Annotated in this window: 17 protein-coding genes and 2 pseudogenes; 8 read left to right on the top strand and 11 right to left on the bottom strand. The window is 72.6% G+C overall.

From position 1 onward, the window contains the following. Nucleotides 1–28: 28 nt before the first annotated feature. Nucleotides 29–871: a lysophospholipid acyltransferase family protein gene (locus tag C4B68_RS03805; protein WP_240634665.1), complete on the top strand. Its 843-nt coding sequence runs from the start codon at nt 29–31 to the stop codon at nt 869–871. A 39-nt stretch (nt 872–910) separates the two neighbouring features. Here the strand turns inward: C4B68_RS03805 and C4B68_RS03800 are convergent. Then, nucleotides 911–1,522: pseudogene (locus C4B68_RS03800) on the bottom strand (ABC transporter); the annotation flags it as partial. Nucleotides 1,523–1,629: 107 nt separating this feature from the next. Between C4B68_RS03800 and C4B68_RS03795 the strand changes: the two are divergent. Continuing rightward, the gene (locus C4B68_RS03795) at nt 1,630–2,601 is read left to right on the top strand and encodes an aldo/keto reductase (RefSeq protein WP_099501494.1); all 972 of its coding nucleotides are present in this window, start codon (nt 1,630–1,632) and stop codon (nt 2,599–2,601) included. A gap of 104 nt (nt 2,602–2,705) precedes the next feature. Here the strand turns inward: C4B68_RS03795 and C4B68_RS03790 are convergent. After that, a pseudogene (locus tag C4B68_RS03790) lies at nt 2,706–2,960 on the bottom strand (beta-ketoacyl-ACP synthase); the annotation flags it as partial. Here C4B68_RS03790 and C4B68_RS03785 point away from each other — a divergent pair. The 3 genes from C4B68_RS03785 (at nt 2,851) to C4B68_RS03775 (ending at nt 6,091) form a co-directional block, all read left to right on the top strand. Continuing rightward, nucleotides 2,851–5,238: an aminotransferase class I/II-fold pyridoxal phosphate-dependent enzyme gene (locus C4B68_RS03785; protein ID WP_373682212.1), complete on the top strand. Its 2,388-nt coding sequence runs from the start codon at nt 2,851–2,853 to the stop codon at nt 5,236–5,238. The pseudogene C4B68_RS03790 and the gene C4B68_RS03785 overlap by 110 nt on opposite strands. A 119-nt stretch (nt 5,239–5,357) precedes the next feature. Further along, nucleotides 5,358–5,552, top strand: coding sequence for a hypothetical protein (locus C4B68_RS03780; RefSeq protein WP_099501492.1), 195 nt, complete (start codon nt 5,358–5,360; stop codon nt 5,550–5,552). 44 nt (nt 5,553–5,596) lie between these two features. Beyond that, nucleotides 5,597–6,091 carry a phosphatase domain-containing protein gene (locus tag C4B68_RS03775; RefSeq protein WP_099501490.1) on the top strand — a complete coding sequence of 165 codons (495 nt, stop codon included), beginning with the start codon at nt 5,597–5,599 and terminating at the stop codon, nt 6,089–6,091. Nucleotides 6,092–6,140: 49 nt separating this feature from the next. On the opposite strand, the gene C4B68_RS03770 is transcribed toward C4B68_RS03775, so the two are convergent. Next, nucleotides 6,141–6,356, bottom strand: a complete 216-nt coding sequence (locus C4B68_RS03770; protein ID WP_099501488.1) for a dodecin — start codon at nt 6,354–6,356, stop codon at nt 6,141–6,143. Nucleotides 6,357–6,626: 270 nt separating this feature from the next. On the opposite strand from C4B68_RS03770, the gene C4B68_RS03765 reads away from it, so the two are divergent. Further along, on the top strand, nt 6,627–7,904 hold the full coding sequence (locus C4B68_RS03765) for an extracellular solute-binding protein (RefSeq protein WP_099501487.1): 1,278 nt from the start codon (nt 6,627–6,629) through the stop codon (nt 7,902–7,904). A gap of 134 nt (nt 7,905–8,038) precedes the next feature. On the opposite strand, the gene egtD is transcribed toward C4B68_RS03765, so the two are convergent. The 4 genes from egtD to egtA are packed head-to-tail and all read right to left on the bottom strand — an operon-like array spanning nt 8,039 to nt 12,460. Then, nucleotides 8,039–9,001: an L-histidine N(alpha)-methyltransferase gene (gene egtD, locus C4B68_RS03760; RefSeq protein ID WP_099501485.1), complete on the bottom strand. Its 963-nt coding sequence runs from the start codon at nt 8,999–9,001 to the stop codon at nt 8,039–8,041. After that, nucleotides 8,998–9,798 (bottom strand): ergothioneine biosynthesis protein EgtC, encoded by an 801-nt coding sequence (egtC, locus tag C4B68_RS03755; protein WP_099501483.1) that lies wholly within the window; start codon nt 9,796–9,798, stop codon nt 8,998–9,000. The genes egtD and egtC overlap by 4 nt, the downstream gene beginning before the upstream one ends. Further along, complete coding sequence (gene egtB, locus C4B68_RS03750; RefSeq protein WP_099501481.1) at nt 9,798–11,129, bottom strand: ergothioneine biosynthesis protein EgtB; 1,332 nt, start codon at nt 11,127–11,129, stop codon at nt 9,798–9,800. Before egtB ends, egtC begins: the two co-directional genes overlap by 1 nt. Further along, the gene (gene egtA, locus C4B68_RS03745; protein WP_099501479.1) at nt 11,126–12,460 is read right to left on the bottom strand and encodes an ergothioneine biosynthesis glutamate--cysteine ligase EgtA; all 1,335 of its coding nucleotides are present in this window, start codon (nt 12,458–12,460) and stop codon (nt 11,126–11,128) included. Before egtA ends, egtB begins: the two co-directional genes overlap by 4 nt. Before the next feature lie 257 nt (nt 12,461–12,717). Between egtA and C4B68_RS03740 the strand changes: the two genes are divergently transcribed. Continuing rightward, entirely contained in the window at nt 12,718–13,557 is an 840-nt protein-coding gene (locus C4B68_RS03740) for a TIGR02452 family protein (RefSeq protein WP_099501477.1), read from the top strand. A gap of 111 nt (nt 13,558–13,668) precedes the next feature. Here C4B68_RS03740 and C4B68_RS03735 read toward each other — a convergent pair whose 3' ends face one another. The 4 genes from C4B68_RS03735 to C4B68_RS03720 form a co-directional block, all read right to left on the bottom strand. Continuing rightward, entirely contained in the window at nt 13,669–14,115 is a 447-nt protein-coding gene (locus C4B68_RS03735) for a type II toxin-antitoxin system PemK/MazF family toxin (protein WP_099501476.1), read from the bottom strand. A 128-nt stretch (nt 14,116–14,243) separates the two neighbouring features. Further along, nucleotides 14,244–15,776 (bottom strand): SPFH domain-containing protein, encoded by a 1,533-nt coding sequence (locus tag C4B68_RS03730; RefSeq protein ID WP_180289239.1) that lies wholly within the window; start codon nt 15,774–15,776, stop codon nt 14,244–14,246. A gap of 288 nt (nt 15,777–16,064) precedes the next feature. Further along, the gene (locus C4B68_RS03725; RefSeq protein WP_180289238.1) at nt 16,065–16,283 is read right to left on the bottom strand and encodes a hypothetical protein; all 219 of its coding nucleotides are present in this window, start codon (nt 16,281–16,283) and stop codon (nt 16,065–16,067) included. Nucleotides 16,284–16,309: 26 nt separating this feature from the next. After that, complete coding sequence (locus C4B68_RS03720) at nt 16,310–17,734, bottom strand: amidase (protein ID WP_099501473.1); 1,425 nt, start codon at nt 17,732–17,734, stop codon at nt 16,310–16,312. Between the two features lie 168 nt (nt 17,735–17,902). Here C4B68_RS03720 and C4B68_RS03715 point away from each other — a divergent pair, with 168 nt between their 5' ends. After that, nucleotides 17,903–18,937: a LacI family DNA-binding transcriptional regulator gene (locus C4B68_RS03715; RefSeq protein ID WP_099501471.1), complete on the top strand. Its 1,035-nt coding sequence runs from the start codon at nt 17,903–17,905 to the stop codon at nt 18,935–18,937. Nucleotides 18,938–18,957 lie beyond the last annotated feature (20 nt).

The raw sequence follows: 18,957 nt of genomic DNA, 5'->3' as shown, positions 1-18,957 counted from the left end.
CCCTCGGGACGGCGCGCCGGGGGCCTCCGTGCCCGGCGGGACGCTCGCGGGCCCGGCGCCGACGAGCGCCTGGCTGCCCAGTGCCCCGTGCTCCCCGAAGGACTGCGTCGAATCCACGGGTTCGCGGGCGGCCTTGCCGCGCGCGGTGCTGCGGCTGGCCGTCCTGCTCATCGTGACCGGAGTCGGGATCCTCCTGACCCCGGTGGTCGGACGGATCTCCGCCGCGCCGCGCGACCGGCTCATCAGGGCCTGGTGCCGGACAGTGGTGCGGGCCGCCGGTGTCCGCGTACGGATCACCGGCGCCGCCCCGCCCACCGGTGGTCTGCTGATGGTCGCCAACCACATCTCCTGGCTGGACATCCCCCTCCTCGCCGCCGTCCGTCCCGGCCGGATGCTGGCCAAGGCCGAGATCCGGCAGTGGCCCGTGGCGGGCGCGCTGACCGCCCTGAGCGGTGCGCTGTTCATCGAGCGCGACCGGCTGCGCGCGCTGCCCGACACGGTGGCGCGGATCGCGGACGCGCTGCGCGACGGCTCGGCGGTGGTGGTCTTCCCGGAGGGAAGCACCTGGTGCGGCCGGGCCCAGGGGTATTTCCGGCGGGCCGTCTTCCAGTCCGCGCTGGACGCTGCCGTGCCGGTCCAGCCGGTGCACCTGCACTACCGGTTCGACGGGGGAGCGGCGAGCACCGCGCCCGCGTTCGTCGGGAGCGACTCGCTGCTCACCTCGGTGTGGCGGGTCGTGTCCGCCAGCGACCTCGTCGCGGACGTGCGGGTGCTGCCGGTCCTCGCGCCCGGCGCATACACCGACCGGCGTGACCTCGCCCGCGCCGCGCAAGGGGGATCGGACGCACCGAGCGCCCTGCCCCACCGCTGACGCCTACCGCGCCCGAGGGAGGGCGCGGGCGAGATTGGGTGCCGTCCGGCTCCCGTCCTCCCGCGCCACCTCGGCCGGCGGCCCCGAGGCCGCGATCCGCCCGCCCGCGTCGCCGCCGCCCGGCCCCAGGTCGATGACCCAGCCCGCGAAGGTAGCCCCACGCTGACGAACCGTCAGCACGCCGAACAGCCCGAAGCGCAACTGCGTTGCAAGGCACAGCCGTTGCGGCTCGCCCACCGAGAGCGTGGGGGTCGCCCGGTCCAGACTGATGTAGCCGAGGCCGAGTTCGAGGATCGGGGCGATGCGCTCTCTGAGATCGTCGGTGAGCACCCGGGCCGTCTCCGACGTGCTCTCGCGCTCCGCCGCGCGCTCGAGCCGCTCGACCAGCTCCGTCAGCGGCAGCGCGGCCAGTTCGGCGATGTTGGACCCCGCGAAGGTCACCTCCAGCGCCTCCGGGCGCAGCTTGGTGCCGCCGCACGCGGGACAGGGCGCGTTGGTCAGGAACCGCTCGGCCCTCGCCCGCAGCGCCGGGCTCTTGGAGTCCGAGAACGTCTTCATCACGTACCGGCGGGCGCTCATGTACGGGCCCTGGTAGGGCCGTTGGATCTTGTCGGCGTCCCGCACCGGGTGCACCGTGACCACCGGCTGCTTGGGGCGAGGCGGCGTCCGGCGCGGCCCGGGGCGCTTCGCGGCGCTCCGGGCGGGCAGGGATCAAGTCGTCGGAGTGCCCCCACCGCCAACGAGAGCAGGAATGCCCCATGCAGTACGTGAAGCTCGGTTCGACGGGCCTGGACGTCTCCCGGATCTGCCTGGGGTGCATGAGTTTCGGCCTGCCCGACCGTGGCCCGCACGAGTGGACCCTCGACGAGGAGGCGTCCCGCCCGCTGATCCGCCAGGCGCTGGAAGCCGGAATCAACTTCTTCGACACCGCGAACGTCTACTCGGACGGCACCAGCGAGGAGATCGTCGGCCTGGTGCTGCTCACGGGCCTTGCGCGCCGCGACGAGGTCGTCATCGCCAGCAAGGTGAACGGCGCGATGCACGACGGCCCCAACGGCCGCGGCCTGTCCCGCAAGGCGATCATGACGGAGATCGACAACACCCTGCGCCGGCTGGGCACCGACTACGTGGACCTCTACCAGATCCACCGCTTCGACCCCGCCACCCCCGTCGAGGAGACGATGGAGGCGCTGCACGACGTGGTCAAGGCGGGCAAGGCCCGTTACATCGGGGCGAGTTCGATGTACGCCTGGCAGTTCTCCAAGGCCCAGTACACGGCCCGGCTGAACGGCTGGACACGGTTCGTCTCCATGCAGAACCACTACAACCTCCTCTACCGCGAGGAGGAGCGGGAGATGCTGCCGCTGTGCGAGGACCTGGGCGTCGGCGTACTGCCCTGGAGCCCGCTCGCCCGTGGCCGCCTCACCCGCGACTGGGACGCGACCACCGCGCGCAGCCGGACCGACGAGTTCGGCAGGAACCTCTACCAGGACGGCGACCGCGAGATCGTCGACGCCGTCGCCCGTATCGCCGCCGAGCGTGACGTGCCGCGTGCGCGGGTCGCCCTGGCGTGGCTGCTGCACCAGAGCACCGTGACCGCGCCCATCGTCGGCGCCACCAAGCCGCACCACATCGAGGACGCGGTCTCTTCCCTCGGCCTGGAGCTCACGGACAAGGAGACCGAGGAGCTGGAGGGGCCGTACACGCCTCGGGCGATCAGCGGTCACTGATCCGCGGCGCATTTGCCGCGGCTGGGGCGTGGTCCATCGGCGCGCGCCAAGGCCGCTGCCCAAGGTGGACAGCGGCCCCGGCGCGCACGCGCGGACGGTGCGAATCAGACGGTACGGAAGGCCAGTACCACGTTGTGGCCGCCGAAGCCGAAGGAGTTGTTCAGGGCCGCGATCCGCCCGTCCGGCAGGGCGCGCGGCTCACCACGGACGACATCGGCCTCGACCTCGGGATCGATGGTGTCGAGGTTGATGGTCGGGGGAGCGAGCCGCTGGTGGAGCGCGAGAACCGTGGCCACCGACTCGACGCCGCCGGCCCCGCCGAGGAGATGGCCGGTCATGGACTTCGTCCTCTCGGCGGCCGGGGCGGCGGGCCTGGTGAAGGCGGCGCTCGCTGTCCACCACGGCGTCGTACCGCCGCAGCCCGCCGAGATGCGCGTCAACGGCGAGCTCGGGCTCGACGCCGCGGGACTGCGCCTCACCACCGAGCAGCAGCCCTGGCCGCACGACGACGTACGCCGGGCCGGGGTCAGCTCCTTCGGCTTCGGCGGCACCAACGTGCACGCCGTGCTCGAAGGCGCGCCCGCCGCCGGACCCGTCCGGCGCGACGCAGGGCCGGCGGCCCAGACCGCCGCGCGCGGAGCCGCACAGTCCGACGCCCGTCCGGCCGAGGGGCACGAGGACGCGCCCTGGCTGTTCCTGCTCTCCGCCGGGTCCGTGCCGGACCTCGCCCGCCACGCCGAGGAGATCCGCGGCTTCGTCGCCGGCACCCCGGACGCCACGCCGGCCGCCGTGGCCCGCACCCTCGCCTCCCGCGAACTGCTCACCGCGCGCCTGGCGGTCGTCGCCGCCACCCGCGAGGAACTGCGCGACAAACTCGACGTGGCCGCCCGGCGGCTGGCGGAAGGCGCCCTCGGCGAACTGGCCGAGGGCATCCACGCGACAGCCGCGCCGCTGCCCGCCGAGGACCGCAAGGTGGCCTTCGCCTTCCCCGGCCAGGGCTCCCAGCGCCCCGGCATGCTGGCCGACCTCGTCCGGCGCTTCCCGGCCCTCGCCGAACGCGCCGCCGAGCTGGCCGAGTTCACGGCCGAGGAGTCCGCGACGCTGCCGCAGGCGCTGCCCGATCTGCTGTGGGGCGGGCACGAGCCCGACGACGCCGAGGCGCAGGCGGCCCTGACCGTGACCGACGTGTGCCAGCCCGGCCTCGGCATCACCGGCGTCAGCACCATGGAACTGCTGGCCGCCTGCGGGGTCGAGCCGGACATCGCGGTCGGACACAGCGTCGGCGAGTTCCCGGCGGCGGTCGCGACCGTGCAGAGCCGCCTCGGGGCGCAGCCGGCGGCGATGACGGCGCAGCGCGCCGCGGCCCCGACGCCCGAGCCGGTTCAGCAGGCTCCGGCCGCCGCCGGGCCGAGCCGCCCGGTCGCGGACCGCAGCGAGACCGCCGACGTCCGCGCGTTTCCCGAGGTTCTCGCCTCGCTGGAGCGCGCCCGCACCATCGCATCGGCCAGTGTCCACAACCCGTACTTCCTGCAGCACGAGGGCACCATCCGGGACACCACCCGGGTCGGGGACCACGAGCTGATCTCGTTCTCCAGCTACAACTACCTGGGCCTGTCCGGGCACCCAGCGGTCTCCGCGGCCATCGCGGACGCCGTCGAGCGCTACGGCTCCTCGGTGTCCGCCGCCCGCATCCTGTCCGGCAACCGCCCCCTGCACGAGGAACTCGACCGGGGCCTGGCCGAACTCGTCGGCGCCCAGGCCGCGGTGACTCTGGTCAGCGGCCACGCCACCAACGTCACGGTCATCGGCCACCTCATGGGCGCCGAGGACCTGATCCTGCACGACTCGCTCGCCCACGACAGCATCATCCAGGGCTGCCGCCAGTCGGGCGCCGCCCGCCAGCCCTTCCCGCACAACGACATCGCGGCCCTGGACCGGATCCTGAGCCAGGTACGGGACCGCTACCGCCGCGTGCTGATCGTGGTGGAGGGCGTCTACAGCATGGACGGCGGCACCGCCGACCTGCCCGCCCTGATCGCTGTCAAGGAGAAGCACGGCGCCCTGCTCATGGTGGACGAGGCCCACAGCATCGGCGTCATGGGCAAGACCGGCGGCGGCATGGCCGAGTTTTCCGGAGTCACCCCCGAGGACGTCGACGTCTGGATGGGCACCCTCTCCAAGTCACTGGCCAGCTGCGGGGGTTACGTGGCGGGGCGGCACGAGCTCATCGAGCACTTCCGGTACACGCTGCCGGGCTTCGTCTTCAGCGCGGGCCTGCCCCCGGCGTCCACCGCCGCCGCGCTGGCCGCGCTGCGGCTGATCCGCGAGGAGCCCGAGCGGGTGACCCGGCTGCACGACAACTCGGAGCTGTTCCTGCGGCTCGCCGCCGAGGCCGGGATCGACGTGGGCACCAGCGAGGGCACCCCGATCGTGCCCGCCATCACCGGTGACTCCATGAAGGCGCTCCAGCTCTCCGACCGGCTCTACGCCCGCGGCGTCAGCGCCAACCCGATCCTGCACCCGGCGGTGGAGGAACGGCTCGCACGGCTGCGGTTCTTCATCACCTCCGAGCACACCGAGGAGCAGATCACCGCGTCGGTCGACATCCTGGCCGAAGAGCTGGCCAAGCTGTCCTGACCCACCCCGGATCCGCACCGGGGCGGAGCGAAGGGACCCCCGCCCTTCAGCTCCGCCCCGGTGCCGGCAGCCACGGACTTGTTCAGCCGCGGAACACCGCCTCCGAAGTGAGTACCCCCATGCCCTCCCTCACGCCCCGCGCCCCTCTTCCGCCGTCGTCGGCCGCCTCGCCCATGACCGCCCTGCTCTCCGCGCACGAGATGCTGCTCGAAGTCATGAAGGCACTTGACGGACCGTCAGCATCGCTTCGGGGCCCGGCCGCGGGACCGCTGGTGACGGGCCCGGGTCTGCTGCGCCCCTCCACGGAGGACTGACACGGCCGCGCCGACGGCCCTCGGGCCTGTTTAAGGTGGCACGCGTGAAGGAGCAGAGCGGCAGTAGACCCCTGGCGATATTCGACCTGGACGGCACCCTCGCGGACACCGCGCACCGCCAGCGGTTCCTGGAGCGCAAGCGGCGGGACTGGGACGCGTTCTTCGCGGCGGCGCCGCACGATCCACCGCTGGCCGAGGGCATTGCGCTGGCACTGAAGAGCGCTGAGGAGTGCGAGGTGGTCTACCTCACCGGCCGCCCCGAGCGGTGCCGCCGGGAGGCGGCCGACTGGCTGGCTGTCCAGGGGCTGCCCGACGGGCGCATCTGGATGCGGCGCAACGACGACCGCAGGCCCGCGCGCCGCACCAAGCTGGAGATCCTCCGCAGACTGGCCCGCGACCGCGAGATCCGCGTCCTCGTGGATGACGACGAGCTCGTCTGTGAGGACGCGGAGCGGGCGGGCTTCAGGGTCGTACGAGCGCGCTGGGCGGCCGCGTCGGCGGCGCTGATGGACGCGCAGGAGCGGGAGGGGCGGACCTGAGGGGGTCCGCAGGTTCTGAAGTGCCGGACGGAGGCCTGGGGGCCTGGGGTCACGCGCCTTCTTCGAGCCGGAAGCCGACCTTCATGCAGACCTGGTAGTGCTCGATCTGCCCGTTCTCGATCTGCCCCCTGACCTGCGTGACCTCGAACCAGTCCAGGTTGCGCAGCGTCTGCGACGCCCGGTTGATCCCGTTGCGAAGGGCCTGGTCGACGCCCTCGTGGGAGGTGCCGACGATCTCGGTGACCCGGTAGGTGTTGTCGGACATGCGGGTGCTCCTCTCCGCCGTGGCGGGTGTGCCACGCGTCATTCCACGGTGCCCCACGGTGCGGCGGTCCGCGAGATATCCGGGGTGTCGGGGGGATGCCCCGGATGGAATGGCGGGCGAGTCCTGGGCTGTCGGCGCTGCGTCAGGCCGGTTCCGGCCCTTGACGCACTTGATTGGTACATACCAAAATCCAGACACCCGTACGAGCGTTGAGCTCGTCCCCCACGTCGGGCCTCTTGCCCCTGTCCGCCAGACAGAACAGGACCCCTCGTGAGAAACCGCCCCCGCAGAGCCCGCCTCCTCGCCGTCGTGTGCGCCGCCGCCTTACTGCTCACCGCCTGCGGTGTCCTGCCCGAGGGAGGGGCCGGGCGGCGGACCGTCACCGTGTGGCTGATGAAGGGCAGCACCTCCAAGGAATTCCTGAGGCGGTTCACGGCGGAGTTCGAGCGGACCCACGGTGACCTGCGGCTCGACATCCGCATCCAGGAGTGGACCGGGATCGGCGAGAAGGTCCAGGCGGCGCTGAAGCAGGAGGACGAGGGCGCGCCCGACGTCATCGAGGTCGGCAACACCCAGGTCGCGCAGTACGTGGACGGCGACGGGCTGAGCGACCTGAGCCTTGAGTCGTTACGCGACTGGGGCATGAACGACTGGCTCCCGGGCCTCGCCGAACCCGGCCGCTTCGGCTCCCGCCAGTTCGGTGTCCCCTGGTACGCGGCCAACCGCGTCGTCATCTACCGCGAGGACCTGTTCGCCCAGGCCGGCATCAAGGAGCCGCCGCAGACCCGCGACCAGTGGCTGGCGGACACTGAACGGCTCAACTCCTCGGAAAACCAAGGGATCTACCTGGCCGGACAGGACTGGTACACCCTCGCCGGGTTCATCTGGGACGAGGGCGGCGACCTCGCCACGAAGGCCTCCGCCGGAACCTGGGAGGGCAGTCTGCAGACGCCGGCCGCCCTGCGGGGCATGGACTTCTACCGGCGGCTGCAGGCACTCGGCGACGGGCCCGTGAACGCCGACGAGGAACACCCGCCGCAGGCGGGAGAGTTCGCCAAGGGACGGGTCGCCCAGATCGTGGCCGTGCCCGGCCTCGTCCAGGCCATCGAGCGGGCGAACCCCGGCCTCAAGGGCAAGCTGGGCTTCTTCCCCGTGCCCGGCCCGACGGCCGCCGAGCCCTGCGCGGTCTTCACCGGCGGCTCCGACCTCGTGGTGCCTAAGAACACGGACGTCCGGCCGGGCGCCACAGCCGTCGTCGCGGCACTTGCCGGCGCCAAGTGGCAGAAGGACTTGGCCAGGACGATGAGCTACGTGCCCAATAAGACGACCCTCGCCTCGGCGGTGGCGGGCGAGAAAGGAGTCGCGGCCATGGCGGCGGGCGCCGCGCAGGGCCGGGCGACCCCCGCCACGCCCCAGTGGGCCGCCGTCGAGGCCGACAACCCGATCAAGGTCTACATGACGAAGGTCCTCACCGGATCCGACCCGGCGACGGAGGCCCGGCGCGCCTCGGCCAGCATCACGCGGACGTTGGCGGGCAGGGCCGAGTGACGGGTCCGGCGCCTGCGGCACCCGCCTGGGACGAGGGCGGCGGCCTCGCCACGGAGCGCCCGCCGCGCACGGAGCGCCCGGCCCGCCGTCTCGACGGTGGTCCCGGGCGCTCCGTTCCGCGCGGCGCCCGCCCGCTATCCGGCCCTGCTCAACGACAGCGCGAAGCGACCCTCCTCGTCCGTCCACCAATGGGTCAACGCGAAGCCGGCGGCGGCCAGTTCACCGCGTACGCCCTCCTCGCGGAACTTCGCCGAGATCTCGGTCCGCAGTTCCTCGCCGTCCGCGAAGTGGACGGCGAGGTCGAGTGCGGGGATCTTCACGGTCTGCGCGGTACGCGAGCGCAGCCGCATCTCGATCCACTCGTGCTGGGTGTCCCAGAGGGCGACATGATCGAACGCGTCGGGGTCGAAGTCGGCGCCGAGCTCACGGTTGACGACGGTCAGCACGTTCTTGTTGAACGCGGCCGTCACCCCGGCCGCGTCGTCGTACGCGGCGACCAGAACCGACTCGTCCTTGACGAGGTCTGTGCCCAGCAGCAGCGCGTCGCCGGGCGACAGCAGGGCCCGTACGGATGCCAGGAACGCGGCGCGTTCGGCGGGCAGCAGATTGCCGATCGTGCCGCCGAGGAACGCCACGAGCCGCGGTCCGGGCGTGCCCGGCATCGCGAGACCGCCGGTGAAGTCGGCGATCAGGGCATGCACATCGAGGCCCGGGTGCTCCTCCATCAGCGCGTGCCCGGCCTGGGTGAGCGCGCTCTCGCTGACGTCGACGGGAACGTACGTGTGCACGTCGGCCAGCGCTTTGAGGAGAGACCGCGTCTTCTCGGACGAGCCGGAACCCAGCTCGACGAGGGTGCGTGCCCCGGTGGCCGTGGCGATCTCGCCGGCCCGGGCGATCAGGATCTCCCGCTCGGCACGCGTGGGGTAGTACTCGGGAAGTTCGGTGATCTTCTCGAAGAGTTCGCTGCCGTGCGCGTCGTAGAACCACTTCGGCGGCAGCGTTTTGGGCGAGTGGGTGAGGCCCTGCAGGACGTCGGCGCGCAGGGCGGCGTCCGTGGCGTCCTCGGGCAGGGTGCGGGTGAGAAGGAACGGACTCACGTACGGGGCTCCTTCGGTGGTGCGGATGTCATGGCGGCGGTGTCGCCGGTCATGTCCTTGAGCGGGGTGAGCAGCACCTCGGTGCGGCTCGCCGTGAGGAGTGTGCGGTCGGGGACCTCCTGCCAGCGCGGGTCGTCGTCGTAGGGCTCGGAGGCCACGACGGTGCGGCGGCCGGGCTCGGTGAGATACCAGAGGGTGTCGCCCCAGGCGGTCGCGGTGATCGTCTCGCCGTTGGTGAGCAGCAGGTTGAGCCGGGACCCGGGGGCCGCCCCGGCGACCTCCAGGACCGTGTCGGCCAGCGCCTGACTCTCGTCGTCACCCCTGCGCAGCCGGTGCAGGACCAGCGCCCAGACGAGAGCCGCGTCGCAGCGGGCCTCCAGCGACAGCAACTCCACCGCGGGCAGGGTCGCGGCGAGCGGGGCGAGGGAGCCGGGCCAGCCGAGCACGGCGCCGTTGTGGCTGAACAGCCAGGGGCCCGCGGCGAACGGCGCCGCCGCGGCCTCCCCGTCCGCACCCGCCACGGTCGCGTCCCGCACCGCCGCGAGCAGCGCGGTGGTCCTGACGACCCGGGCCAGGTCCGCGAACGACTGGTCGCCCCAGATGGGCCCGGCCCGTCGGTACCGGGCGGGCACGGGATCGCCCGCGGCGTACCAACCCACCCCGAAACCATCGGCGTTGACCGTCCCGTACCGCTGCTGCCGCGGTGCCCAGGACTGCCGGAACAGGCTGTGCTCCGGCTCCACGAGCAGCGCGCCGAGCGGCTCCTCGGGGCCCAGGAAGGCCAGTTGACGGCACATCAGGAACTCTCCGGTCCGGCGTCCCGCGCCGTACGGAAGCCGGAGAAGATCTGCCGCCGGATCGGATAGTCCCAGTTGCGGAACGTGCCCCGGCAGACCACCGGGTCCACCGCGAACGAACCACCGCGCAGCACCTTGTATTCCGGCCCGAAGAACACTTCCGAGTACTCCCGGTAGGGGAAGGCCACAAAGCCCGGATAGGGCTGCAGATCGCTCGACGTCCACTCCCACACGTCGCCGATCAACTGCCGTACGCCCAGGGGCGATTCGCCCGCCGGATAGCTGCCGGCCGGCGCCGGGCGCAGATGGCGCTGGCCGAGGTTGGCGTGTTCCGGGGTGGGGTCGGCGTCGCCCCACGGGTAGCGCGTGGAGCGGTCGGACGCCGGATCGTGGCGGGCCGCCTTCTCCCACTCGGTCTCGGTGGGCAGCCGCCGACCCGCCCAGCGCGCGTACGCGTCGGCCTCGTACCAGCACACGTGCAGCACCGGCTCGTCGGGCGGTACCAGCTCGGTGACACCGAAGCGGCGCCGCAGCCACTGCCCGCCGTCGCGGCGCCAGAACAGCGGCGCCTTGATGCCGTGCGCCCGGATGTGGTCCCAGCCCTCGGGGGTCCACCAGCGCCGGTCGCCGTAGCCGCCGTCCTCGATGAACGCCTGGTACGCGGCGTTCGTGACCGGCACGGTGTCGATGTAGAAGGAGGGGACGATACGCCGGTGGGCGGGCCGTTCGTTGTCCAGCGCCCATGGCTCGGTGGACGTGCCCATCGCGAACGGGCCGCCGGGCACCAGGACTTCGGCCGGTCCGGTGAACAGCGGCGCGGGCGCGGGATCCGGTGCCGTCAGGGCGGCCGGACCCTTGCGGAGCTGATGGGTGATCAGCATCGTCTCGTCGTGCTGCTGTTCGTGCTGCGCGATCATCCCGAAGGCGAAACCCGCCTCGGTCAGCCGCGTGCCCTGGAACGCGGTGCTCTCCAGCACGTCCAGCGCCCGGCCGCGCACCTCGGCCGCGTACTGACGGGCCTCGCCGGGAGGCAGCAGGGGCAGCGAAGGCCGCTCGGCGCGCGGATGTTCGAACGCGTCGTACAGCCCGTCGATCTCGGGCCGCATCGCCTCACGCCCGGCGACCGTGCGCAGCAGCCACAGCTCCTCCTGGTTGCCGATGTGCGCGAGGTCCCACACCAGCGGGGACATCAACGGCGAGTGCTGGGCGGTCAGTTCGGGGTCCTCCACACAGGAGGTGAGGAGTGCGGTGCGGTCGCGGGCCGTGGTCAGCGCGTCCAGCGCGCGCTCCCTGAGCGACTCCGGGTCCGTGAGTGAATCGGGGGCGGTCATGTGCGGATGTCCTTCCCGTGGAACCGACCGTAGGACGGGCCGTGAGACGGCCCGTGCGGTTGAGTGGGGGATCGCCCGTCGAAGGGGCCGAGCAGATCGTCGGCGGGGCAGCGGCCCCGGGCCACATAGCGGTCGTTGAACTCCGCCACGGCGTCCAGGACCTCGGTGGTGGCGCCGAGCCGGGGCAGGGCCTCGGCCGCCGCCGCGAAACAGGCGACGGCGGCCTCGTGCAGCTCCGGGTCCGCCAGGCCGTACCGCGCGGCGTCCCGCCACAGCGGATTGCGCGGCGCGGCCAGCGAGTCCGCCCGCTCGGCGAGCGGTTTGACGGTCCGGTACGCGATCTCGGCGGCCTCCGCGTCGTCGAAGAGGGCCGCTGTCACGGCGAGCGGCACGATCCAGCCGTCGTCGCCCGGCTGTGCGTCGATCATGCGCAGTTCGAGATGACCGCGCGGACGCACCGGTGGGAACAGGGTCGTCAGGTGATAGTCGAGATCCGCCCGGTCCGGCGGCGACGCCGACCGGGTCCACTGCCGGAAACTCATGCCTTCCGGTACGGTCCAGGGGCCGCTCGGCGCCCGTACGCACATCACCGACGCGTCCAGGACGTGCCGGGCCCAGGCGGCCCGTGGCTCGCCGTCCAGGGGAGGGGCGCCGGCCCGCCCGGGGTCCATCGCCGTCCACAGCGACTGCCGCGTGGAGCGCCAGCCGGTGTGCCGCCCGCGGGCGAGCGGAGAGTGGGCGAACGCGGCCACCAGGACCGCGCCCAGCTGGTGCGCCAGCCACCAGCGGCGCCCGTGCCCGAGCGGGCCCGGCTCCTCGTACCCGGCGTCCAGGCACACCTGGACGGAGGCGGAGCTGCACATCATGGCGCGGCCTTCCGGCCCCGCGCGGTCGAGGTAGCGCTCCATGGCGTCGTAACGGGGCTCATGGAGGAAGCGGTTCGGGGGGTTCCAGGGATCGTGGCCATAGCCGCTGAGGCCGAGACCTGCCTCGCGCAGTGTCGCGCGGACGGCGTCGAGGTCGGCGGAGACGGACCCGATGCACTCCATCAGAGAAGACGCGGGAGCGGAGCTGAGCTCCAGCTGACCGCCGGGTTCGACGGTGAGCGCCGAACGCAGGGGCAGGGTCCGCAGTGCGGCGTACGCCGCTTCAAGTCGTGCGGGTGGTACGGGGAGCCGCGGCGTCCGCAGCTCATGGATGAGCCATTCCACTTCGACACCGAGGTACCGGGGCGGACCGGTCTTGAAGCAGATGCCGTGAACGAGCGCCTCCACCTCGGCCTCGGTGACGGCGGAGCGGCGCTCCGCACAGTCACTCACCGAATCGGACATGTAGGGATCCTCCTGAGATTCCACCATGTCGCCGGCCCGGCGTCTCGTGGGCCGAACCGGCAATTGCTCGTCCCACCCAAGACGCTTTCGACGGTTCGCACAAGGGTACGGATCATCGCTTTCCGAACTAGGAAACACTGTTTGCGGGGCGGTGAAACTCTGTTGCGCCGCAGGACCAGCATCGCTCACGATGCGCTCATGGGCACGACGGGGGAGATCGCGAGGGGCGCGTTCATGGCGTGTACGGGGGTCGCGCCATGAGCGCGCGCCTGCGCGCGATCGCGCAGCAGACGGAGGAGATCGTCGCGGCGGGCGCGTATCGGGCGCCCGGCGGGCGGGAGGTGTCGATCGCCGCGGGGACCGAGGCCGCCCGGACCGGGACGCGGATGTATGGGCCCGAGCCGGTGGAGATACGCCCGGCCGCACCCGTCGACACTTTGTTCGAGGTCACGGGCGAGAGCAGCTTGGAAGCCGCCCGAAGGATCGCCGGGGTTTCCGGGCAGAACGCCGCCGTCGCCGTCCTGAACTTCGCCTCGGCGCGCAATCCGGGCGGCGGCTATCTGAACGGCGCGCAGGCCCAGGAAGAGGCCCTGTGCCGGGCCTCCGCGCTGTACACCTGCCTGCTGCGGACCCGGGAGTTCTACGACCACCACCGCGCCCACCGCGACCCGTTCTACACGGACCGTGTCATCCACTCACCCGCCGTACCCGTCTTCCGCGACGACCGCGGCCGACTCCTCGGCGAGCCGTACACGGCCGGATTCCTGACCGCCGCGGCTCCCAACGCCGGAGTCGTCCTGCGTACTGCCCCGGAGCGCGCCGCCGAGCTGCCGGGGGCCCTCGCCGTGCGCGCGGAGAGGGTCCTGGAGACCGCCGCGGCCCACGGCTACCGGAGGCTGGTGCTCGGGGCGTGGGGCTGCGGGGTCTTCCAGAACGACCCGGAGCAGGTGGCGGCCGCCTTCCATGGGCTGCTGGTCAAGGGCCGCTTCGAGGGGTTCTTCGACCACGTCGTGTTCGGGATCCTGGACCGCACGGCGGGCAGGACGACGCGCGGCGCCTTCGATCAGGCGTTCACCTGCGAGCGCCGGGGCCGGTGACGCGGTGAGGGGCGCGGAGCTGTGGCACTCAGCGGCTCCGCCGCGGGTGCGCGACCAGTCACAGACGGTCCGCACGGGACAGACGACCCCTCTCGCGGGGCGGGGGCGCGCTCAGCGCCACCCGTACCGCAACCGCAACCGGTGCACAACGGAGTTGAACCGCATCCGGTCCAGCGCACACGCCTCCCGCCGCATCCCGTCCTCGTGCAACCGCAGCACACGGTCCACGGCCACCCACGAGTCACGCCCCGACCGGTCCCACGGCCCGCTGCCGATCGGCACCCACTCGCGGTCGCCGTCGTGCCGCTTGCTGGAGAGCTGGACGGCGAGGAACGTGCCCGCGGCCTCGCGGGCGACGACGAGTACCGGGCGGTCCTTGCCCCGGCCGTCGTTCTCCTCGAAGGGCACCCACGTCCACACGATCTCGCCGGGATCGGGATCGCCGTCGTGCGCGGGGGAGTACTCGGTCCTCACCCGGCCGACCTCGCGGGGCTCGGCCTCGGTGGTCGCGGAGGGGCCGTAGCGGCCGGGCACGTCTTCTTCGGTAAAGGCAGTCACGCGGGCCAGGTTAGAGCGTGTGCGGAACGTTGCGCCGAGTAGGGCGGTACGAAGACGACTTCGGGCGTACGGAGGCCAACTCCCGTACGCCCGAAGCCTCGGCGCGTCACCGCCGAAGCGTCAGCGCCTCATCCCTGGTCCTTGTCCACGGGCACCTTCTCGACCGGCATCTTCTCCACCGGTGCCCCGTCCACCGGCACCTTCTCCGGCCGAGGCGGCGCAAAGCCGTTGAGCCCGGCGGCTCCGGTCTCCGGCGTACCGTTGTGGTTCATGGAGGCCAGCAACTGCCGGGCAAGACCCAGCCCGGTGCCACCCATGGTGAGCGCTTTGGCGAACAGGTCGGACATGCCGTCGGCGCCGTTGAGCAGCACCATGTGGTCGACGTTGCCGAACGCGCTCGCGCCCGCCTGGACGATCTCCGGCCAGTTCTCGGCGAGTTGCTGGGCGACCACGGCCTCCTGGTTCTCGGCGAGAGCGGCGGCCCGCGCCTTGATGGCCTCGGCCTCCGCCAGACCCTGCGCGCGCGTCGCCTCGGCGGCGGCGAGGCCCTTGGCCTGAGCGGCGGAGGCCTCGGCCTCACCGGTGGCACGGGTCGCCGTCGCCGCGGCCGCCCCCCGCGCCTTGGTCGCCTCGGCCTCGGCGTTGGCGGCCGTCTTGACCCGGGTCGCCTCGGCCGCGGCGGCGAGTTCGGTCTCCTTCGCCTTGGCCTGCGCGGCCGAGATGCGCGCGTCACGCTCGGCCTCGGCCCGGGCCCGGGTCTCGTACGCCTTGGCGTCCGCGGGCTTGCGGACGTCCGCCTGGAGCTGCTGCTCGCGGCGGTGCGCCTCGAGTTCAGCGACGCGTGTCTCCTGCACGACGACGTCCTGCCGGGCGGCGGCCTCGGCGAGCGGTCCGGCCTGCCGGGCCTTGGCGGCCGCCTTGTCGCGCTCGGCCTGGTAGCCGGCCTGGAGGATCTCGCTGTCCCGGGTCGCCTCGGACATCCGGGCGGCGGCCTGCTGTTCGGCCTCGGTGGCGAGCCGGTTGGCCTCCGCCTGCGCGATGCGCGCGTCGCGCTGGACCGCGGCGGCGTGGGGCATGGCGAGGTTCTTGATGTACCCGGTCGGGTCCTCGATCTCGTGGATCTGCAGCGAGTCGACGATCAGGCCGAGCTTCTCCATCTCCGTACCGCACGCGGCACGCGTCTGGCCGGTCAGTTTCTCGCGGTCGCGGATCATGTCCTCGACGGTCAGCCCGCCGACGATGGACAGCAGATGACCGGCGAACACGTTGTGCACCCGCTCCGCCATCAGCTTCTGCTGGTCGAGGAAGCGGCGGCCCGCGTTGGCGATCGACACGAAGTCGTCGCCCACCTTGAAGATGACCACGCCACGGACCTTGAGCGGAATGCCCTGGTGCGTCACGCAGTCCACGGACAGCTCGGTCTCGTTGAGGTCGAGCGAGAGCTTGCGCACCGCCTGCACGCCCGGCACCACCAGCGTGCCGCGCCCCGTCACGATGCGGAATCCCATGCCTTCTTCGAGGCCTTCGGTCCGATGCTTCGAACCGGAGATGATCAGCGCTTCGTTGGGTTCCGCCACGCGCCACATGAGTTTGAAGACCACAACGATGAAGATCAGTGCGAGGACAACCGCCCCCGCCGCGACGCCGACGACCATCGGCATGCGCCCCCCTTCGCATGGTGCCCTGTCGGCACCGAACGAACGGGAGTGTGCTCCTGTGCACGGCCGGGATCCAGACGCTGACGGATCCTTGTTGCAGTCTTGATGCGCGGGGCTCTCACCTGGGCGAGCCCCGTTCAACTCCCGTACGCACAGCGTCGGTCGGCGTTCCGCACATCGCGAGCCGGCTGCGCGCAGAGCGCCGGCCGGCGTCGCACGCGGCGCGAGTCGGCGTTGCACGCGGCGCGAGTCGGCTGCGCGCACGGCGCCTGGCGTTCCGCGCGACGCGCGTCAGTCGTCGTACGCCGCAGACACGTACACCGTGCGCGGCGGCAGATACTCCACCACCATCACCACCGTGCCCCGCTCGATGCGGTCCTTCGCGGAGGCGGGATACGCGAGGAAGTGCTCGGCACCGCCGCGCACCCGGACGATCACCTCGCCGACGAGCCCGGGTCCGACCGTGCCGGTCACCCGCCCCATCAACCCGACCATCGACACATCGCCCATGGTCACAGACTAAGGCCGGAACTTCGTTACGTGGCCGGTGAGTTCGCGGGCGCCTCGTGCGGCGGCCACGCCTCGTGCCAGCGCAGGTCCGCCTCCAACTGCGCGGCCAGCGACACGAGAAGCGGCTCGCTGTTCGCCGGACCGAGCAACTGGGCGCCGACCGGCAGACCGTCGCCCACGAGGCCGGCCGGGACGTTCACCCCGGGCCAACCGAGGATGTTCCACGGCCAGGCGTACGGGCATGCGGCGATCATGGCCCGGTCGGTCCCGAAGCCGTTCAGGTCGACCATCGCGCCGATCCGGGGCGGGGGAGCGGCGGTCGTCGGCGCGAGGAGCACGTCGTACGTGTCGAAGAGCGCGCCGATCCGCCGGTGCAGCGTGGCCTCGGCCCGCCGGGCCGCACGCAGCGGCGCGCCGTCCAGCAGCCGGCCGAGCCGGGCGGCGTCCCGGGTGCGCCGGTCGAGGAGATCCGGGAACGGCACGTCGCGCACCCGCTCGGCCAGGCCGACCGTCGCCCGCGGGATGAACGTGAGCCCGATCTGCCCGTAGCGCGGCTCCGCCTCCTCCACCACGTGCCCGAGCGCCGTGAGCCGCTCCGCGAGCGCGAGGACCTTCGCCCGTACGACGGGGTCGAGCCGGGCGGGCAGCGCGGTGAACGGCGGCTTCAGCGACAGCGCGATCCGCAGGCGGCCCGGATCGCGTCCGACCGCGTCCGAGACGCGCAGCGCGGGCGGGCGGTGCAGATCGCCGTCGTGGTTGCCGCTCGCCGCGTCCAGGAGGAGGGCCGCGTCCGCGACCGTGCGGGCGAGCGTCCCGTTGACCGTGATGCCCTGGAAGGACTCCGGGCGCGGCCAGGTCGAGATCCGGCCGCGCTGCGGCTTGATGCCGATCAGATGGGTCCAGGAGGCCGGAATGCGCACCGAGCCCGCACCGTCCGAGCCCAGCGCGGCCGGGACCAGACCTGCCGCGACCGCCGCCGCGGAGCCCCCGGACGAGCCGCCCGGGGTGTGGCCGGGGTGCCAGGGATTGCGGGTGGCCCCGAAGGCCGGGCCCTCGGTGAAGGGCCATTGGCCCAGCTCGCACGTGTTGGTCTTGCCGATGACGATGGCTCCGGACGCCCGCAGCCGGCGTACGGCCTCGCCGTCCTCGGCCTTCGGCGGGAAGTCGCCCCGGCAGCCGAAGGCGGTGGGCTCGCCGGCCACGTCCATGTCGTCCTTGACCGCCACCGGCACCCCGAGCAGCGGTCGCCGCACCCCCGCGGTCAGCTCCTTGTCCGCCGCGTCGGCCTCGGCGAGCGCCGCCTCGGCGCGCACCAGGCGGAAGGCGTTGAGGGTGGGCTGGGTCGCCTCGATCCGGGCGAGCGCCCGCTCGACCAGCTCGCGCGCGGTCACCTCGCCGTCGGCGAGGGAGCGAGCACACTCCGCCAGACCCGCGGCACGGTCGGGAGCCATACAGGGAACCTCCGAAGCACGACGTCTACCGAACGGTAACCTCCGGACGGGTCATTCGGTACGGGAAGGGGAACTTCCCTTGCGGAAGCGTGAGTTCCGCCGTGCCGGGGCCCGAACGTCCCCCGGCACAATGCGGCGCGCCGCGCCTCTGCAAGGATGCGATACGTCATGGTGCAGATACCGAAGCAGACCGCCCCGCCGTCGCCCGTGCAACGCCCCGTGCCGACGAGTGCCGATGTGGCACGCCTCGCGGGTGTCTCGCGCGCGACCGTCTCGTACGTCCTGAACAACACCAGCACCGTCCGGATCAGCGAACCCACCCGCCGCCGCGTCCACGAGGCGGCCAAAGAACTCGGGTACGTCCCGCACGCCGCCGCCCGCAGCCTGCGCGCCGGGCACAGCCGCATGGTCCTGATGCCCGCGCCGACCATCCCCGTCGGCCCCCTGTACAACCAGTTCTTCAATGACCTCCAGTGGGCCCTCGGCCGCCTCGACTACACCGTCGTGCAGTACGGCAGCGTGGGCCTGCGCGGCGACGAGGCCGCCCGCGCCTGGGCCGAGCTGCGGCCGGTCGCCGTCCTGGTGCCCGGCAGCGGGCTCGGCCCGCAGGGCGTGGCCGTCCTCAAGCGCTCCGGCGCCCGGGCCGTGGTCACGCTGGGCCCCGAACGCGTGGAGGGCGCACACGCGTTGCTCATGGACCACGACCGGGTCGGCCACTGCGCGGGCACCCACCTGGTCGCCCGCGGCCGCCGCCGCATCGGCGTCGTGATGCCCGGGGAGACCGGCCTCGAGGTCTTCTCCAAGCCCCGCCTCGACGGCGTACGCCGCGCCCTGCACGGTACGGACGCGACGGTGACCGAACTGCCGCTGGCGTACGAGGAGGAGGGCGCCGCCCGGCTCGCGGCGCGCTGGCGCTCCCTCGACCTCGACGCCGTCTTCGCGTACAGCGACGAGTACGCGATGCTGCTGATGCGCGCCCTGCAGGACGAGGGCATCGGCATCCCGGACGAGACGGCCGTCATCGGCGCGGACGACCTGATGCTCGGACGGCTGCTGCGGCCCCGGCTGAGCACCGTCCACATCGAGCTGCCGTCCGGACGCGACCTCGCCGAACTGGTCGACCGGGCGGTGCGCGAACCGGGTGCCGTGCCCGAGACCCAGGCGGTGCTGGGAGCGAGGGTCGTGCACCGGGCATCGAGCTGAGCGGGGCCGGGGCCCGGCTC

Origin of the sequence: Streptomyces dengpaensis, from assembly GCF_002946835.1 — a bacterium.
GTDB classification, from domain to species: Bacteria; Actinomycetota; Actinomycetes; order Streptomycetales; family Streptomycetaceae; genus Streptomyces; species Streptomyces dengpaensis.
Note: the sequence above shows the minus strand (reverse complement) of the source record. Positions and strands in the feature narration are given on the sequence as shown.

Bases quoted from the DNA above. Each gene is read 5' to 3' on its own strand.
- C4B68_RS03785 (WP_373682212.1), top strand. From the start codon at position 2,851: ATGGTCGGGGGAGCGAGCCGCTGGTGGAGCGCGAGAACCGTGGCCACC.
- egtC (WP_099501483.1), bottom strand. From the start codon at position 9,798: ATGTGCCGTCAACTGGCCTTCCTGGGCCCCGAGGAGCCGCTCGGCGCG.
- C4B68_RS03720 (WP_099501473.1), bottom strand. From the start codon at position 17,734: ATGGCTCCCGACCGTGCCGCGGGTCTGGCGGAGTGTGCTCGCTCCCTC.
- C4B68_RS03725 (WP_180289238.1), bottom strand. From the start codon at position 16,283: ATGGGCGATGTGTCGATGGTCGGGTTGATGGGGCGGGTGACCGGCACG.
- egtA (WP_099501479.1), bottom strand. From the start codon at position 12,460: ATGTCCGATTCGGTGAGTGACTGTGCGGAGCGCCGCTCCGCCGTCACC.
- C4B68_RS03770 (WP_099501488.1), bottom strand. From the start codon at position 6,356: ATGTCCGACAACACCTACCGGGTCACCGAGATCGTCGGCACCTCCCAC.
- egtB (WP_099501481.1), bottom strand. From the start codon at position 11,129: ATGACCGCCCCCGATTCACTCACGGACCCGGAGTCGCTCAGGGAGCGC.
- C4B68_RS03795 (WP_099501494.1), top strand. From the start codon at position 1,630: ATGCAGTACGTGAAGCTCGGTTCGACGGGCCTGGACGTCTCCCGGATC.
- C4B68_RS03780 (WP_099501492.1), top strand. From the start codon at position 5,358: ATGCCCTCCCTCACGCCCCGCGCCCCTCTTCCGCCGTCGTCGGCCGCC.
- C4B68_RS03715 (WP_099501471.1), top strand. From the start codon at position 17,903: ATGGTGCAGATACCGAAGCAGACCGCCCCGCCGTCGCCCGTGCAACGC.
- C4B68_RS03740 (WP_099501477.1), top strand. From the start codon at position 12,718: ATGAGCGCGCGCCTGCGCGCGATCGCGCAGCAGACGGAGGAGATCGTC.
- C4B68_RS03730 (WP_180289239.1), bottom strand. From the start codon at position 15,776: ATGCCGATGGTCGTCGGCGTCGCGGCGGGGGCGGTTGTCCTCGCACTG.